This window comes from Streptomyces violaceoruber, assembly GCF_033406955.1.
Taxonomy (GTDB): domain Bacteria; phylum Actinomycetota; class Actinomycetes; order Streptomycetales; family Streptomycetaceae; genus Streptomyces; species Streptomyces violaceoruber.
In genome coordinates this window covers 4,061,555-4,076,473 of sequence record NZ_CP137734.1, presented here as the reverse complement: position 1 = coordinate 4,076,473, position 14,919 = coordinate 4,061,555, and the positions used below count along the sequence as shown (strand labels likewise).

Annotated in this window: 14 protein-coding genes, 1 tRNA gene, 1 other RNA gene and 1 pseudogene; 16 read left to right on the top strand and 1 reads right to left on the bottom strand. The window is 72.4% G+C overall.

What is annotated here, in order from left to right; genetic code table 11:
- The first annotated feature begins 158 nt into the window (after positions 1-158).
- The 13 genes and pseudogenes from R2E43_RS18195 (at position 159) to R2E43_RS18135 (ending at position 10,675) form a co-directional block, all read left to right on the top strand.
- Complete coding sequence (locus R2E43_RS18195) at positions 159-428, top strand: DUF6284 family protein (RefSeq protein WP_332056368.1); 270 nt, start codon at positions 159-161, stop codon at positions 426-428.
- The gene (locus R2E43_RS18190) at positions 425-871 is read left to right on the top strand and encodes a Pycsar system effector family protein (RefSeq protein ID WP_332056367.1); all 447 of its coding nucleotides are present in this window, start codon (positions 425-427) and stop codon (positions 869-871) included. The genes R2E43_RS18195 and R2E43_RS18190 overlap by 4 nt, the downstream gene beginning before the upstream one ends.
- Positions 868-1,761 (top strand): DUF2637 domain-containing protein, encoded by an 894-nt coding sequence (locus R2E43_RS18185; RefSeq protein ID WP_332056366.1) that lies wholly within the window; start codon positions 868-870, stop codon positions 1,759-1,761. The genes R2E43_RS18190 and R2E43_RS18185 overlap by 4 nt, the downstream gene beginning before the upstream one ends.
- A 47-nt stretch (positions 1,762-1,808) precedes the next feature.
- Positions 1,809-2,186 (top strand): annotated as a pseudogene (locus R2E43_RS18180) (DNA cytosine methyltransferase); the annotation flags it as partial.
- 184 nt (positions 2,187-2,370) lie between these two features.
- A complete protein-coding gene (locus tag R2E43_RS18175; protein ID WP_332057152.1) occupies positions 2,371-2,727 on the top strand; it encodes a hypothetical protein in 357 nt (118 codons plus the stop codon).
- Complete coding sequence (locus R2E43_RS18170; RefSeq protein WP_224227776.1) at positions 2,715-2,903, top strand: hypothetical protein; 189 nt, start codon at positions 2,715-2,717, stop codon at positions 2,901-2,903. Before R2E43_RS18175 ends, R2E43_RS18170 begins: the two co-directional genes overlap by 13 nt.
- A gap of 15 nt (positions 2,904-2,918) precedes the next feature.
- Positions 2,919-3,320 carry a hypothetical protein gene (locus R2E43_RS18165; RefSeq protein WP_332056365.1) on the top strand — a complete coding sequence of 134 codons (402 nt, stop codon included), beginning with the start codon at positions 2,919-2,921 and terminating at the stop codon, positions 3,318-3,320.
- Between the two features lie 106 nt (positions 3,321-3,426).
- On the top strand, positions 3,427-5,547 hold the full coding sequence (locus R2E43_RS18160) for a P-loop NTPase family protein (RefSeq protein WP_332056364.1): 2,121 nt from the start codon (positions 3,427-3,429) through the stop codon (positions 5,545-5,547).
- Positions 5,548-5,754: 207 nt separating this feature from the next.
- Entirely contained in the window at positions 5,755-6,219 is a 465-nt protein-coding gene (locus tag R2E43_RS18155) for a hypothetical protein (RefSeq protein WP_332056363.1), read from the top strand.
- 89 nt (positions 6,220-6,308) lie between these two features.
- Complete coding sequence (locus R2E43_RS18150) at positions 6,309-7,160, top strand: bifunctional DNA primase/polymerase (RefSeq protein ID WP_332056362.1); 852 nt, start codon at positions 6,309-6,311, stop codon at positions 7,158-7,160.
- Positions 7,161-7,163: 3 nt separating this feature from the next.
- Complete coding sequence (locus R2E43_RS18145; protein WP_332056361.1) at positions 7,164-8,639, top strand: ATP-binding protein; 1,476 nt, start codon at positions 7,164-7,166, stop codon at positions 8,637-8,639.
- A 441-nt stretch (positions 8,640-9,080) separates the two neighbouring features.
- Positions 9,081-9,314: a helix-turn-helix domain-containing protein gene (locus R2E43_RS18140; RefSeq protein ID WP_332056360.1), complete on the top strand. Its 234-nt coding sequence runs from the start codon at positions 9,081-9,083 to the stop codon at positions 9,312-9,314.
- 80 nt (positions 9,315-9,394) lie between these two features.
- Positions 9,395-10,675 (top strand): tyrosine-type recombinase/integrase, encoded by a 1,281-nt coding sequence (locus R2E43_RS18135; RefSeq protein ID WP_332056359.1) that lies wholly within the window; start codon positions 9,395-9,397, stop codon positions 10,673-10,675.
- A gap of 62 nt (positions 10,676-10,737) precedes the next feature.
- Here the strand turns inward: R2E43_RS18135 and R2E43_RS18130 are convergent.
- A tRNA-Ser gene (locus R2E43_RS18130) sits at positions 10,738-10,825 on the bottom strand.
- A 74-nt stretch (positions 10,826-10,899) separates the two neighbouring features.
- Between R2E43_RS18130 and ffs the strand changes: the two genes are divergently transcribed.
- The 3 genes from ffs to purD all read left to right on the top strand — a co-directional run bounded on the left by ffs (position 10,900) and on the right by purD (position 14,777).
- An RNA gene (gene ffs / locus R2E43_RS18125) (signal recognition particle sRNA small type) lies at positions 10,900-10,994 on the top strand.
- A 46-nt stretch (positions 10,995-11,040) separates the two neighbouring features.
- Positions 11,041-13,407, top strand: coding sequence for a DNA polymerase III subunit gamma and tau (locus R2E43_RS18120; protein WP_332056358.1), 2,367 nt, complete (start codon positions 11,041-11,043; stop codon positions 13,405-13,407).
- Between the two features lie 119 nt (positions 13,408-13,526).
- Positions 13,527-14,777, top strand: coding sequence for a phosphoribosylamine--glycine ligase (purD, locus tag R2E43_RS18115; protein WP_016326753.1), 1,251 nt, complete (start codon positions 13,527-13,529; stop codon positions 14,775-14,777).
- Positions 14,778-14,919 lie beyond the last annotated feature (142 nt).

Below are 14,919 nucleotides of genomic sequence, written 5' to 3'. Positions count from 1 at the left end.
GCGTCGACTGCCTCTCTCGCCCGTCCGTCCAGCGCACCGCGCGAGGACGTACGGGCGAGGGCGTGGGGAGTCGGAATCGACTTCAACGGCGAGCGGCTCCCGGGGTGCCACCCGGGAGCCGCGTTCGGGCCGTTCCTCCCTGAAAGGAACCACGACCCATGAACCCCATCGTCACTGTTCAGGACGCTGTTACCGCGTTCGCCGACTTCATGGAGCCGACGGACGCCGAGCTGGACGCGATCGAGCAGGAGATGCCCGTCATCCTCGCGGACGTCGACCTGCTGGACGCGCACATCGTCACCCTTGACCGCACGCCGACCGAGGTCGACGAGCGCCGCATCCGCCGGGCCCGCCGGCGCGCGCTCGCCGCCCGCGTCGCGCTGGTCAACCGCACGGCCGATGCGAGCCTGCCCGGGGGTGCCGCATGAGCTCCACCGACCGGAACCTGATCGCCGCGCACGCTGAGGTGAAGGCGGAGATCACGCGGACGGACACCAAGACGGCGCTGCTGCTGGCGTTCGTCGGCGCGGTCCTCGCCGGTGCCTTCACGGTCGCCCGTGACCTGCCGCTGACCGTGCCCGCCGTCGTCGTGGGCAGTCTCGGTCTGGCGCTGCTGGTCGGCGCGGCCGGTCTGCTGCTGCGGTCGGTGCGCCCGAACCTGCGCGGGCGGCACGGCTTCCCCCTGTGGGCCACGCTCACCGCCGAGGAGATCGGCGACGCCGTCGCCCGGGACTGGGCCGCCGACATCGCCGGACTGTCCCGGCTCGCCGTCGCCAAGTTCACGTGCCTGCGCCGCGCGGTCGACCTCACCCTGACCGGCGGCGCCCTGCTCATCGCTGCCGCCCTGCTCACCGCCGGGGGTGCGGCATGAACCTTCACCGCAAGGGCCGCGCCGCCCTCGTGCTCGCCCTGGTCGCCGTGGTCGGCATGGCCTTCCGGGTGTCCTGGAACGCGCTGCGGGATATCGCCGGCGCGGTCGGCGCGGACGACACGGCGGCGATGCTGTACCCGTTCGTGGTCGACGGCCTCATGGCGCTCGCCCTGATCGCCACCCTGGTACTGGCCGACCGCGACCGCACGTTCGCCCTGCGCGTGCTGGGGGCGTACACGGTCGCGTCGCTGGTCCTCAACTACGTGCACGGCCTGGTCCCGGAGCTGCACGGCCGCACGGTCGACTGGGGTCGACTGGCCGACTGGGACCCGGCGAACTGGGCCCTGGTCCTGCTCGCCACGTCGCTGCCGGTCGGATCGATCTACTTCGGTTCCGACCTCGTGGCCAAGGTGCTCCACCACCGCCCCGCCCCGATCCCAGCGACGGCCACAAATGCGGAGGAATCTACCGAGACCACAATGAAACGGTCTACGGCTGACCTGCCGGTATCGACCCCGGCACCGATCACCCCGAACGTGGTGGCTCTGCCCCGTCCGGTGGCCGTCGGCTTCCTCAAGTCGACTCTCCCGGTCAAGCCGTCCCCCTCGATCGCCCCGGCCCCCGCCGCCCCGATCGAGCGGCGCGCGGTGGCCGCCGAGTCGACCCGGCCGCGCCGTGCCACGGGCCGTGTCCCGGCGGTCGCGAAGTCGACCCGCCCGAAGCGCACGCCGGATCAGTTGCTCGCCGAAGCGCGCGCGTTGACGGCGGATTGGCCGGACGCGAAGGTGACCGCGGAGGGGATCCGGCGGGCGGTGCGCACGTCTCCGGTCAACGCGCGGGCGCTGCGGGACACCCTGCGGGCGGAGCGGGCCGAGGGAGCGGCGGCGTGAGCGGGCTGCGGATCGGTTCGCTCTGCTCGGGTTACGGCGGCCTGGACATGGCCGTCCAGGCCGTCTTCGGCGGCTCGCTGGCCTGGGTCGCGGACAACGACGCCGGAGCCTGCCGCATCCTCGCCCACCGCTACCCGCGGGTGGCGAACCTGGGCGACGTCACCGCCGCCCCTTGGGCCGATGTGGAGCCGGTCGACATCGTGACGGGCGGCTACCCGTGCCAGCCGTTCAGCTCTGCCGGCAAGAGGAAGGGAACCGCTGATGAGCGGCACATCTGGCCCGACATCGCCCGTGCCCTTGGGGTTCTACGACCCCGTCTCGCGGTGTTTGAGAACGTCGCAGGGCACCTTTCTCTCGGATTCGACTCCGTCCTCTGTGACCTTGCCGCCCTCGGGTTCGATGCGCGGTGGTGCACTCTTCGCGCATCTGACGTGGGAGCGGCTCACCAGCGCAAACGCCTCTTCGTCCTCGCCTGGCCTGCCGACTCCGGCAGCACGGGACTGGAGGGGCGGCGGGCAGCGCGGGCAGCTTCCGACCGCCGTCGGCTCGCTCCTGCCGACCCCGTCGACCTCGGAGAACACCGGAGCCGGACACGCGGCACAGGGCGGGATGAACCTGCGCCACGTCGTCTCACTGCTGCCGACCCCGCGCGCGTCGGAGAACGAGAACCGGCAGACCAGGCGCAGTCCCTCGCAGGAAGCCGGGCGGCATGGCAAGAGCCTGGCCGCCGAGATGGGCTCGCTCCTGCCGACCCCGCGGGCCACGGACGGCTCGAACGGCGCCGTCTCCCGCACGGATGCGACCGACCGACGGGTCCAGTCCGGAATGGCGGACCTCCCGGAGGTGGCGGTCAGCGCGTTCCCGGCGGTGCCGTCGGGTGGGGCGAGTACGCCGAAGCGGTCGCGCGGTGGGAAGCGGTCCTCCAGCGCGCCGCCCCCGGGCCAGTTGACGCTGTGGGACGGCTGAGCCCCGCCTTCGTCGAATGGCTCATGGGCCTGCCCGCCGGGCACGTCACCGACGTCCCCGGCCTCTCCCGCTCCGCACAGCTCAAAGCGCTGGGCAACGGCGTGGTCCCGCAACAGGCCACGGCCGCGCTGCGCTTCCTCGCCCCCGCCGCCCTCCCCGCCCGTACGGCCGCCTGACCTGAGAGGACACCGATGGCCAACCGCTTCACCTTCAACTGTGGAGGCGACTTCGCGACGCTGACCGCCGAGGCGGTCATCCTGCACGCCGGTACCGACCGTGCGGAGCCCGCCGTAGCCGTGCGGATCACCGGCGTCCAGGCGACACAGAAGAAGCTGGACGCCGTCCGCCGGGGCGAGTGGTGGCCGCTGAACGGCAGTGAGCGCCGGGCCATGGCCCGCTCGCTGGCCGTCGGCGGCTACAAGGTCGCCCGGGGCCGCAGCGCGGGCCGCGAGGAACAGCGCATGGACGCCACCGGCAACAGCGCCGAGATCCGGCTGAACGCGGAACTGACCGCCCTGCACGGCGAGCGTCAGCGCCTCCTCACCGAGGCCGCCCGGGACAAGGCCGCCAAGAAGTCGTCCGGCTGGTTCTGACCAGCCCATTTCCCGCGCCGGGGGGCCGCCTCTTTCCACGGACACGGCCACCCCGGCGCTCTCCCTTACTCCCGCCCCGCTGGGGGCAGTCAGGAGCAGTTCCAGCATGTCTGAGAACGTCGTTCACCTCCACAAGGCCACCGACCCCCCGACCGCCGACACCGCCCCGACGGTGCTCACGGTGGTGCCCGACGCGCCCCCGGCCCGCCCGGTGCCGCTGTGGGTGCGCTCCGGCCGCGCGGTGAAGTCGGCCGCCACGCACGAGACCACCCGGGCCACCGTGCGGGCGGCGGCCCGGCACGGCCTCTACACCTTCAACGGCGGCCGGATCGTGGCCCGTCGGGCGTGGGACGGCCGTACCGGCTCCCGGTACGAGCGGATGATCCGCGCGGCGGAAGCCGCCGGGAACCTCGAAGCGGCCGAGGAGTGGGAAGAGCGGTTGCAGCGCTTCCGCGCCGCCCGCCACCACCGCCGCATGGACCTCCTGCACTCCCCGGTCGAGGCCGCCAAGGGCGTCGCCGTGGGCGCGGGGATGAGCATCGGTGTCCTGGTCGCCCTCGGAGTCGTCATGGCCATCAGCACCGGCCACGTCGGGGACGTGATCACGCCGCTGTCGGCAACGGTCGACTTCATCGCCCTGCTGATCCGGATCGTGCAGGTGGTGTGGGGTCCGGCCCTGTCGATCGGCCCGTTCCTCGCCCTGCTGGCCCTGTGGTCGGTCGGCCGCAAGCAGCACGCCGCCCCCGCCTGGGCGCTGCCCGCCAACGTCCGCAACAGCGAGGGTGAGCCGATCACGCCGTCCATCGTGGTCAAGGCCCTGCGCGACCTCGGAGTCCCGGCCCTGGCCCGGGCCATCAAGGAGATGGGCGACGCCGGCGCCTCGATGCTCGGCCCGATCCGCATCGCCGGATGCGGCGTCGAGGTCGACGTGACCCTCCCCTCCGGCGTGGCCACGAACGAGGTGCAGGCCAAGCGGCGCAAGCTCGCCGAGAACCTGACCCGGCACGAACACGAGGTCTTCATCACCATCCCCCAGGCCGCCCGGACGGTGCGGCTGTGGGTCGCCGACTCCGGCGCCCTGGACGAGCCGATCGGGCCGTCCCCGCTGGTCACCGACGACACGATGACCGCCGACTACACCAAGGGCAAGGCCCCGTGGGGGCAGGACCTGCGCGGGGACGCTGCCGCCCTGTCCCTCTACCAGCGCCACCTGCTCATCACGGGTCTGTCGAACCAGGGCAAGACCGTGGCCCTGCGCTCCCTCGCCCTGTGGCTGTCCCTGGACAAGTCCGTGCAGTTCCTCATGGGCGACCTCAAGGGCGCGGGCGACTGGGCCATGTTCGACGGCCTGGCCACGACGCTGATCCAGGGGCCGACGGACGAGCACGTCATCCAGGTGACCGAGATGGTCGAGGGCGCCGTGGACGAGATGAACCGGCGTCTCCAGGCGCCGCCCGGCACGGTGTTCCCGCCGCTGATCGTGCTGGTCGACGAAGCGCAGGTCGCGTTCATGTGCCCCGCCAAGGGCACCGGCAAGGACAAGCGCCCGTACGGCGGCGCCAAGGCCGACTCCCGGTACTTCATGGCCGTCCGCAAGATCCACAACCAGGGCCGCGCGGTCAACGTGCTGATGTGGCAGGGCACACAAGACCCGACCAACGAGAACCTGCCCAAGCTCGTGCGCGAGGGCGCCCACACCCGCGCCTCCCTCGCCCTCGGCACCGAGTCGCAGGCCCGCATGGCCCTGGGGGACAAGGCCGTTGACGGCGGGGCGGCGCCGAACCTGCTGCGTCCGGGGCTGGACCGGGGAACCCTGGTCGTCGCCTCCGACGGGATCAGCATCCCGGCGGGGCAGTCGTCCATCACGGTACGCACGCACTACATCGACGACGACGCCGCCACCGCGATCACCGACCGGGCCAAGGCCCTGCGCGACGGCGTGACCACCCTGCACGCCATCGACCGCAGCGCGGAGCACGACCCGCTCGCCGACATCGCCGCCGTCATCGGCGACGCCCCGCGGGTGAGGACCAAGGACGTGCTCGCGCGGCTCGCCGCGCGGAACGCGGACGCCTACGGCGACTGGTCGTTCCTCGACCTCAAGCGCGTCCTCGACGACGCCGACGCCGGGCCGTACAAGTCCGACGGCGTCATGTGCGTGGCCCGCGACCGCGTCGCCCGCGCACTCGCCAACCGCGAAGACGAAGGTTCCGCTTCCGCCGAATGACGGCAGGGAGCCGACCGCCGCCGGGGCAGGGAGTCAGGGAGAACTCCCTGACCGCCTCCCTGCCCCGCCTCCCTGGCTCTGACCTGCGCGAATGATCGCCCAGGGAGTCAGGGAGGCGCGCAGGTCACACCCCCGAAACACCCCTCCGCAGGGCACCCGGAAGGGGGTGTCTCTGCCTCCCTGGCCCTCGGCCGGAAGGGATTCCGCATGTACCCCGAACAGGCTCCGCACGTGCCCGCACAGCGGGCGGTAGAGGTCCACCAGCCCACCCCGTACCCGCCCGCCGTGCCCGTCGCGGCGCCGGTTGTGCCGGTGCAGCCGGGCGCCGTTCCGGCGGTGGCGAGCATCGTCCTGCCGGACGGCCGCGTCGTCACCGGCTACGCCATCGAACCGACCCGCCCTGAGCCGGTCGCCGCCAAACCGGCCGTGTCCCGCACGGCCGTGAACGTCGCCCTCGGCGGCGCCGGGTTCCTCGCGGTGTGCGGCGGGCTGGTCCTGCTCACCTCGTTCATCGCCGCACTCACCGCGTTCATCACCCAGCTCATCATCCTGGCCGCCGTGATCTTCGGCGGATGGATCGCCGTGCAGCTCTTCAGCACGCGCGGCCACCAGGGCGGCACCACCGTGAACATCCGCAAGGCCGTGATCAAGCGCAACCACTTCCACGGCTAGCTACGCCAAGGGCGGCCCCCACCTTCCGCCAAGAACGCGGGGCCGCCCTTGCTCGCCAGAACCAACCAAGGAACTGGAGATACCCCAGCATGACGCAACCCACGCCCAACCCGCAGCACACGGCGCTGAGCCTTGCCGCATCCGGCGTCCCCGTGCTGCCCCTGCGCCGGGGCAAGGTCCCGTTCGGCAACTGCCCCGCCTGCGTGGACAACGCATGCGGCGGCCGACCGAACATGAAGGTGCCCGGCCCGTGCCGGTGCCCCGGCGTCTGCCACGGATGGGCTGCCGCCACCACCGACCCCGCCGTCATCGTCTCCCCCGAGTGGGCGGCGGCATGGCGACAGGCGGTGTGCGTCGCCTACCACCCCGGCGGCGGCGGACTGACCGTCCTCGACCTCGACGACGCCAACGCCATCGCCTGGGCCCGCACCGCCCTGCCCACCACCCGCACCGTGCCGACGACGCGCGGCGAACACTGGATCTACCGGGGCGCCATGGCGTCCCGCAACGCCGTGCGGCCCGGCGTCGACATCAAGTCCACCATGGCCTACGTCCGTTGGCTCGGTCCCGGCACCGGCACCATGGCCGTTCTCCCGGACGCTGTGCGCGCCCTGGCAGTGAAGGAGCCGTCCCCCGCCCCCAGGGCGCCACAGACGCTCCCAGGGCCGCTGAGGGGCGGTCAGGGGGAGTGCCCGCACCGCACGCCCGTCTTCCTGGAACGGGGTGTCGTGATGGCGGAGCAGCGCATCACGGAGGCGTCCAGCGCGGTCCACGCGACCGTGTACCGGACGTTCCTCGCGGTGCTGTCCCGGCACGGCCGGTGCGGCTGCCTCACCGACACCCACGTTGCCCGGCTGTTCACCGCCGCGCAGGCCAAGGGCGAGACGGCCCGGCACTGCACGGACGCGTGGACCAACGCCCTGACCGCTTTGGGGATGTGAGCCGTGTCCGAGGACGAGAAGACGCCGGGCCGCGAGGTCATCACCGACTACGCGCAGGCCCATTTCCGCTACTTCCGCACCGTCGACGGCACCGTCTACGCCCAGCGCAACGGCCACCCCGTGGCCCGCCCCATCCGCTCCCAGGGCACCACCGGAAGCCACCGCCAGGAACTCATGGTCGGACTGTTCCGCGACGGGGTCGGTGTATTCAACGGCACCGCCTTGAAGGAGGCACTGGACTTGATCGAAGCACTCGCCCTCTCCCAGGACGTGCAGGCCACCCACATCCGCGTCGCCCCCGGCTCGGACGGGGCCACCTGGCTGGACCTCGGCCGCGACGACGGCCAGTCCGTGCGCATCCACCCCACCGGCTGGACCATCGCCGTCCCCGACCCCGCCGAGGTCTGCTGGCGGCGCACCCAGCTCACCGGCGAACTGCCCCTGCCCGCCAAGGACACCGCCGGGCAGGGCATCGACGCCCTGCTGAGGCTGACCAACTTCGCCACCCCGGACACCGAATGCCTGGCGCTGGCCTGGCTCGTCGGCTGCCTGGAGCCGGGCGTCCCCGTCCCCGCGCCGTTCCTCACCGGCCCGCAGGGCGCGGGCAAGTCCACCGCGGGCCGCATGCTCGTGCGCATCATCGAGGGCATGAGCGGCGACCTGCGCCGCGCACCCAAGGACGAGGAAAGCCTGATCACCGCCGTGGCGGCAGGCTGGATCACCGCCCTGGACAACCTCTCCCACCTGGCCCCGGACCTGTCCGACCTCATGTGCTGCATCGTCACCGGAGCCGAGTCCATCAAGCGCGCCCTGTTCAGCGACGGCGACGTGTACCGCTCCCGCTACCGCCGCCCCCTGCTCCTGACCGGCATCGACGTGGGCGTGATCCGGCCCGACCTCGCCGAACGCCTCCTGCCGCTTCGACTGGAACGCCCGACGGTGCGGCGCACCGAAGCGGAACTGTGGGCCGACTTCACCGCCGCGCTGCCCGTGATCCTCGGCTCGCTCCTCGACCTCACCGTCAAGGTCCGGGCCGCCACCGCCCCCACCCCCACCGACCTGCGCATGGCCGACTTCGCCCACCTGTGCGCGCAGTTCGACACGGCCACCGGCCTCGCCTCCCTGCCCGCCTACCGGGCCAGCCTCGACGACCTCAACGACGACGTGATCGAGGGCGACCTGCTGGCACAGACCGTGCTGCACCACGCCGCCGGACTCGAACCGGGCGCAGAGCAGCGCATGACCTCCTCGGAATGGCTGGACTGCCTCAGCCGCCTCCACAGCGGCGAGGACTGCCGTCCCCTGCCGAAGGGCTGGCCCACCACCGGCAAAGTCCTCTCCGACCGGCTCAAGCGCCTCCAGCCCACGTTCGCCGCCCGTGGCGTGGTCATCGACTGGGGACGCACCAGCGCCGCCCGCTACATCGCCATGACCCGGCCCGTGCCCGAGCCCTTGCATCAACAGGGTTCCCTGCACTGACAGGGCGCGCTCGGCTGCACGACAAGCAAGAGGAGCACCCGGCGCCCTGGTGCTCCTCTTGCTGTTCGGCGAAAGCCGCCCCAAGAACGCGCCGCGAAGCGGCTCCTTCTTCAACACCGAAGCCGCACCACAAACAGAAACCACCCCCTCTCTTTTGTCCTAAGAGAGAGCCCCCGCGTCACCGCGTCATCCGTCACCCCCATAACGGTCCCTGACCTGCTCGAACGAGCGTGACGCAGACGCCCGAAACGTGTGTCACACCACGTCACCCGCGTCACAGCCGAGTGACACACGCATCCGGCCGTGACAGACACCCGACACCGCCGAGTCACGCAAAGGCGCAGGTCACAGGCCCGCATGACGCGTTTGACGCAGTGACGCAGAAATCCGCACCTCGGACAGAAGCGAACTCCCGAGACTCCGCCCAGAGGAGACCGTTCCATGCGCCTCGCCACCGTGGACATCGCACCTCTCGCTGACGCTGGCGAACCGGCACCCGTGCTGCTGACCGTCGAGGAGGCCGCCCGTTGCCTCCGCGTCGGGCGCACCACGTGCTACGCCCTGATCCGCGCCGGAGAGCTGGAGTCCCTGACCATCGGCGGACTCCGACGCGTCCCCGCCGACGCCCCCGCCGCCTACCTCGCCCTCCGCCGCGCTGAGCAGCGCGCCGCCTGATCTCGCTCCTTCCGGAGCGCCGCCCGACATGCGGGCGGTGCTCCGGTCTGTCTGCCTTGTACCGACCGGAGGAACTGCCAGTGGCAGAGGAGAAGAAGCGCACTCGCCGAGCCAACGGCGAATCGGCCATCTACCTGGGCAAAGACGAACGCTGGCACGCCCGTGTGCCCATGGGCTACAAGGACGACGGAACGCCCTACCGCCGACACCTGACGCGCCCTACGCGCAAGGAGCTGGTGGACGAGGTCCGACGCCTGGAGAAGCAGCGCGACGAGGGGTCCGCCCGCCAACCCGGCAAGCCGTGGACGGTCGCGAAGTGGCTTGAGCACTGGGTCGAGAACATCGCCAAGCCCGTCGTGAGCGAGAACACGTACGACGGATACGAGGTGGCTGTCCGGGTGCACCTCGTGCCCGGCATCGGTCGGCACCGCATCGACCGCCTGGAGCCCGAACACCTGGAGAGCCTGTACCGCCGAATGCAGAGCGCCGGCAGCAAAGCGGGCACCGCGCACCAGGCTCACCGGACCGCGCGTACGGCCCTGGGGGAAGCTGTGCGGCGCGGTCACGCGGCGAAGAACGCTGCTGCGCTCGCGAAGCCTCCCCGGATGGAAGAGGACGAGAACGAGGTAGAGCCCTACTCAGTCGACGAGGTGCAGAGTCTCCTGCTCGAAGTGAACAAGCGCCGGAACAGTGCCCGCTGGATGCTGGCACTGGCGCTGGGGTTGCGGCAGGGGGAGACGCTCGGCCTGCGGTGGTCCGACGTGGACCTGGACAACGAGTACCTGAAGCTTCGCCGGAACCGGTTGCGGCCGAAGTACGAGCATGGGTGTGGCGAGGCGGCGCCGTGCGGCCGGAAGGCGGGCTACTGCCCGGCCCGGGTGCAGGCGCGGCGCGAGACGAAGAACACGAAGTCACGCGCCGGGCGCCGCGCTGTGCCCCTTCCCGGCCCGCTGGTCGTGATGCTCCGCTCCCACCGGGAGGCACAGGCCCGGGAGCGTGCGGCGGCCGGGAACCTGTGGACCGAGTCCGAGTACGTGTTCACCAAGCCGTTGGGCGGGCCGCTCAGTCCGAACACGGACTACCACGACTGGAAGCGGCTGCTGGAAGACGCCGGCGTCCGGGACGGGCGTCTGCACGACGCAAGGCATACGGCGGGGACCGTGCTGATGCTGCTCGGGGTCCCGGACCGGGTCATTGACCAGATCATGGGTTGGGAGCCGGGCGGCGCCGCTCGGATGCGAGCGCGGTACCTGCACGTGACCGATCCCATGCTCAAGGAAGCGGCGCGGAAGATCTCGCACGCCATCTGGGGAGCACCGGAAAACCTCGCTGTGGACAAAGACCAGGACAACGAGGCGTAAGGACAACGACGAAGGGCCCCCTGTTTCCAGGGGGCCCTTCGACATCGTGCCCGGTGAGGCACTGGCGGAGGATACGAGATTCGAACTCGTGAGGGGTTGCCCCCAACACGCTTTCCAAGCGTGCGCCCTAGGCCACTAGGCGAATCCTCCGCGGAGAACATTACATGACTCCGAGGAGTGCTTGCGAACTCGTTCTGGGGGCCCCACATCGGGTAACGTGTGGCCCAGCCCCTCACGCGGCGCTATCTGACTGAACTCCCCCAGGGCCGGAAGGCAGCAAGGGTAGGTCGGCTCTGGCGGGTGCGTGGGGGGCGTCTCCTTTGCGGGCGGTCCGGTTGTCGGTGGGCGCCTATAACCTCGTATGCGTGTCGTCTCTCGCGCTCTACCGCCGTTACCGCCCGGAGTCCTTCGCCGAGGTCATTGGGCAGGGGCATGTCACCGACCCGCTGCAGCAGGCGCTGCGGAACAACCGGGTCAATCACGCGTACCTGTTCAGCGGTCCGCGCGGCTGCGGCAAGACGACCAGCGCCCGGATCCTGGCCCGCTGCCTGAACTGCGAGCAGGGCCCCACGCCGACCCCGTGCGGCGAGTGCCAGTCCTGCCGCGACCTCGCGCGCAACGGGCCGGGTTCGATCGACGTCATCGAGATCGACGCCGCCTCGCACGGCGGTGTGGACGACGCCCGTGACCTGCGCGAGAAGGCCTTCTTCGGGCCCGCCTCCAGCCGGTACAAGATCTACATCATCGACGAGGCCCACATGGTCTCCCCGCAGGGCTTCAACGCCCTGCTGAAGGTCGTCGAGGAGCCGCCGGAGCATCTGAAGTTCATCTTCGCGACCACCGAGCCCGAGAAGGTCATCGGGACCATCCGGTCGCGGACCCACCACTATCCGTTCCGGCTCGTGCCGCCCGGCACCCTGCGCGACTACCTCGCCGAGGTGTGCGGCCGGGAGGGCATCGCGGTCGAGGAGGGCGTGCTCCCGCTCGTGGTGCGGGCCGGCGCGGGCTCCGTGCGTGACTCCATGTCCGTCATGGACCAGCTCCTCGCGGGCGCCGGTGCCGACGGTGTGACGTACGACATGACCACCTCCCTGCTGGGCTACACGGACGGCTCGCTGCTCGACTCCGTCGTCGAGTCCTTCGTCTCCGGGGACGGCTCCGCCGCCTTCGGGGTCGTGGACCACGTGATCGAGGGGGGCCACGATCCGCGTCGCTTCGTCACCGACCTGCTGGAGCGCCTGCGTGACCTGGTGATCCTCGCCGCCGTGCCCGACGCCGCGGAGAAGGGGCTGATCGACGCCCCCGCCGACGTCGTCGAGCGGATGCAGGAGCAGGCCCGGTCCTTCGGCGCCGCCGAGCTGAGCCGTGCCGCCGACATCGTCAACGAGGGGCTCACCGAGATGCGCGGTGCCCACTCGCCGCGCCTCCAGCTGGAGCTGATCTGCGCGCGCGTGATGCTGCCCGCCGCGTACGGCGACGAGCGGTCCGTGATGGCCCGGCTGGACCGGATCGAGCGCGGGGTGCAGTTCTCGGGCGGTGCGGGCGCTCCCGCCATGGGGTACGTGCCCGGGCCCGAGGCGCACGCCGGTGCGGGGGCCGCGGCGCCCGTCGCGGCTCCGGTGCCGGGCGGCGGGCCCGCCGCGGCCCGTGCGGCGGTACGGGGGCAGGGCGCCGGGACCCCGCCGGGCGGTGACCCTTCCGCCGACGTGGCTGCCGGTGCCGGTGACGGTGCCGGCGCTGGTACCGGTCCCGCCTCCGACGCGGGTGGGGCTCCCCCCGGTGGCGGACACCCGCAGGCCGCGCCCTCTTCCGCCGACGTCGCTCCCGCGCCTGCCCCACCTTCGCCTGCGACTCCCTCACCGGCTGCCGCTCCCGCTCCGGCTCCCACTCCCGCTACGGCGTCCGCGCCCGGTGCCTGGCCGAGTGCGGCCCCCGCGGGTGGCGGGCGCCGCCCCGGTGGATGGCCCACGGCGACACCGGCGGGAGGTGGACAGCCCCGGACCCCGGCTGCCCCCGCCTCCGGCCCCGCCGCGACTCCGGCCCAGGCGCCGGCTCCCGCGGCGGCAGCCCCCGCGCCCGTCTCGCCGCCGCCGGGCGCTTCCGGGGTCGACCCCCGTTCGCTCTGGCCCAACATCCTGGAAGCGGTCAAGAACCGCCGCCGCTTCACCTGGATCCTGCTCAGCCAGAACGCCCAGGTGACCGGCTTCGACGGCACCTCCCTCCAACTCGGCTTCGTCAACGCCGGCGCCCGCGACAACTTCGTGAGCAGCGGCAGCGAGGACGTGCTGCGGCAGGCCCTGGCCGAGCAGTTCAACGTGCAGTGGAAGATCGACGCGGTCGTCGACCCGTCCGGCGGCGGCGCGGCGCCCCCGCCCGCCGGCGGTCCTTCCGGCCCCTCCGGCGGCCTCGGCGGGTCCGGGGGCGGCGGCTTCGGCGGCGGATCCGCTGGCGCTGGCGGCTTCGGTGGCGGTGGCGGCTTCGGCGGGGGCGCGCCCGCCCAGCGGCCGTCGGCGTCCGCGTCCACACCCGCCGCGCCACCGCAGGCCCCCGCGTCGGCCCCGGCGCCCGCTCCCGCCCCCCGGCCCTCGGCTCCCGAGCCGCCCCCGGTCTCCCCCGAGGACGACATCCCCGAGGACGACGACCCGGACCTCGACGAGTCGGCTCTTTCCGGCAAGGAGCTGCTGGTCCGCGAGCTGGGCGCCACGGTGGTCGAGGAGATCACGAACGAGTAGCCGCCGTCGGTCCGCCGTCGGTCCGCCGCCGGGCCTGGAGGAAGGTACGAGCCTGCGCCTCCCGTCCCTTCGGAAGCCCGCACAAACCGCACCGGCCCGCTCCCATTAGGCTTCACCCCGTGAAGGTCCTTGTCATCGGCGGCGGCGCCCGCGAACACGCCCTGTGCCGTTCCCTGTCCCTCGACCCCGACGTCACCGCGCTGCACTGCGCACCCGGCAACGCCGGTATCGCCGAGGTCGCCGAACTGCACCAGGTCGACGCCCTCGACGGCGCGGCCGTCACCGCGCTGGCCGGCCGGCTCGGCGCCGAGCTGGTCGTCGTCGGGCCCGAGGCGCCCCTGGTCGCCGGGGTCGCCGACGCCGTCCGCGAGGCGGGCATCCCGGTCTTCGGTCCCTCGGGGGAGGCGGCCCGGCTGGAGGGCTCCAAGGCCTTCGCCAAGGACGTGATGGCCGGCGCGGGCGTGCCCACGGCCCGCTCCTACGTCTGCACCAACCCCGCCGAGGTCGACGCGGCCCTCGCCGCCTTCGGCGCGCCCTACGTCGTCAAGGACGACGGGCTGGCCGCGGGCAAGGGCGTCGTCGTCACCGACGACGTCGAGGCGGCCCGCGCGCACGCGAACGCCTGCGACCGCGTCGTCGTCGAGGAGTTCCTGGACGGCCCCGAGGTCTCCCTGTTCGCCGTCACCGACGGCGAGAACGTCCGCCCGCTCCAGCCCGCCCAGGACTTCAAGCGCGCCCTCGACGGCGACGAGGGCCCGAACACCGGCGGCATGGGCGCCTACTCCCCGCTGCCCTGGGCCGACCCGAAGCTGGTCGACGAGGTCGTACAGAGCGTGCTCCAGCCGACGGTCGACGAGATGCGCCGCCGCGGCACCCCGTTCTCCGGACTTCTGTACGCCGGGCTCGCGATCACCTCGCGCGGTGTGCGCGTGATCGAGTTCAACGCCCGTTTCGGCGACCCCGAGACCCAGGTCGTGCTGGCCCGGCTGAAGACCCCGCTCGCCGGTCTGCTGATGGCCGCCGCCACCGGCAACCTCGCCGACCTCGAGCCGCTGCGCTGGAGCGACGAGGCGGCCGTCACCGTGGTCGTCGCCTCGCACAACTACCCCGGCACCCCGCGCACCGGCGACCCGATCACCGGCCTCGACGAGGTGGCCGCCCAGGACGCCCCGCACGCCTACGTACTGCACGCCGGCACCCGCGCCGAGGGCGACGCCGTCGTCAGCGCCGGGGGCCGCGTCCTCTCCGTCACGGCCACCGGCGCCGACCTGACCGAGGCCCGCGACCGGGCCTACCGGGCCGTCGCCCGTATCGGCCTCGACGGCTCGCAGCACCGCACCGACATCGCGGCGAAGGCGGCGGGCGCGTAGCCCCGCACCCCCCGGTCACCGAACCCGGCAGGCCCCGGCTCCGTCTCAGGAGTCGGGGCCTGACCTTTGCTGTCCGTCTTCACCTTTCCCCAAAGCCATTCCATCGGGTGACCGATGGGCCATACGGCTGACGGGGGCCGGG

Coding starts and splice junctions, on each gene's coding strand:
- R2E43_RS18195 (WP_332056368.1), top strand. CDS start 159: ATGAACCCCATCGTCACTGTTCAGGACGCTGTTACCGCGTTCGCCGAC.
- R2E43_RS18190 (WP_332056367.1), top strand. CDS start 425: ATGAGCTCCACCGACCGGAACCTGATCGCCGCGCACGCTGAGGTGAAG.
- R2E43_RS18185 (WP_332056366.1), top strand. CDS start 868: ATGAACCTTCACCGCAAGGGCCGCGCCGCCCTCGTGCTCGCCCTGGTC.
- R2E43_RS18175 (WP_332057152.1), top strand. CDS start 2,371: ATGAACCTGCGCCACGTCGTCTCACTGCTGCCGACCCCGCGCGCGTCG.
- R2E43_RS18165 (WP_332056365.1), top strand. CDS start 2,919: ATGGCCAACCGCTTCACCTTCAACTGTGGAGGCGACTTCGCGACGCTG.
- R2E43_RS18160 (WP_332056364.1), top strand. CDS start 3,427: ATGTCTGAGAACGTCGTTCACCTCCACAAGGCCACCGACCCCCCGACC.
- R2E43_RS18155 (WP_332056363.1), top strand. CDS start 5,755: ATGTACCCCGAACAGGCTCCGCACGTGCCCGCACAGCGGGCGGTAGAG.
- R2E43_RS18150 (WP_332056362.1), top strand. CDS start 6,309: ATGACGCAACCCACGCCCAACCCGCAGCACACGGCGCTGAGCCTTGCC.
- R2E43_RS18140 (WP_332056360.1), top strand. CDS start 9,081: ATGCGCCTCGCCACCGTGGACATCGCACCTCTCGCTGACGCTGGCGAA.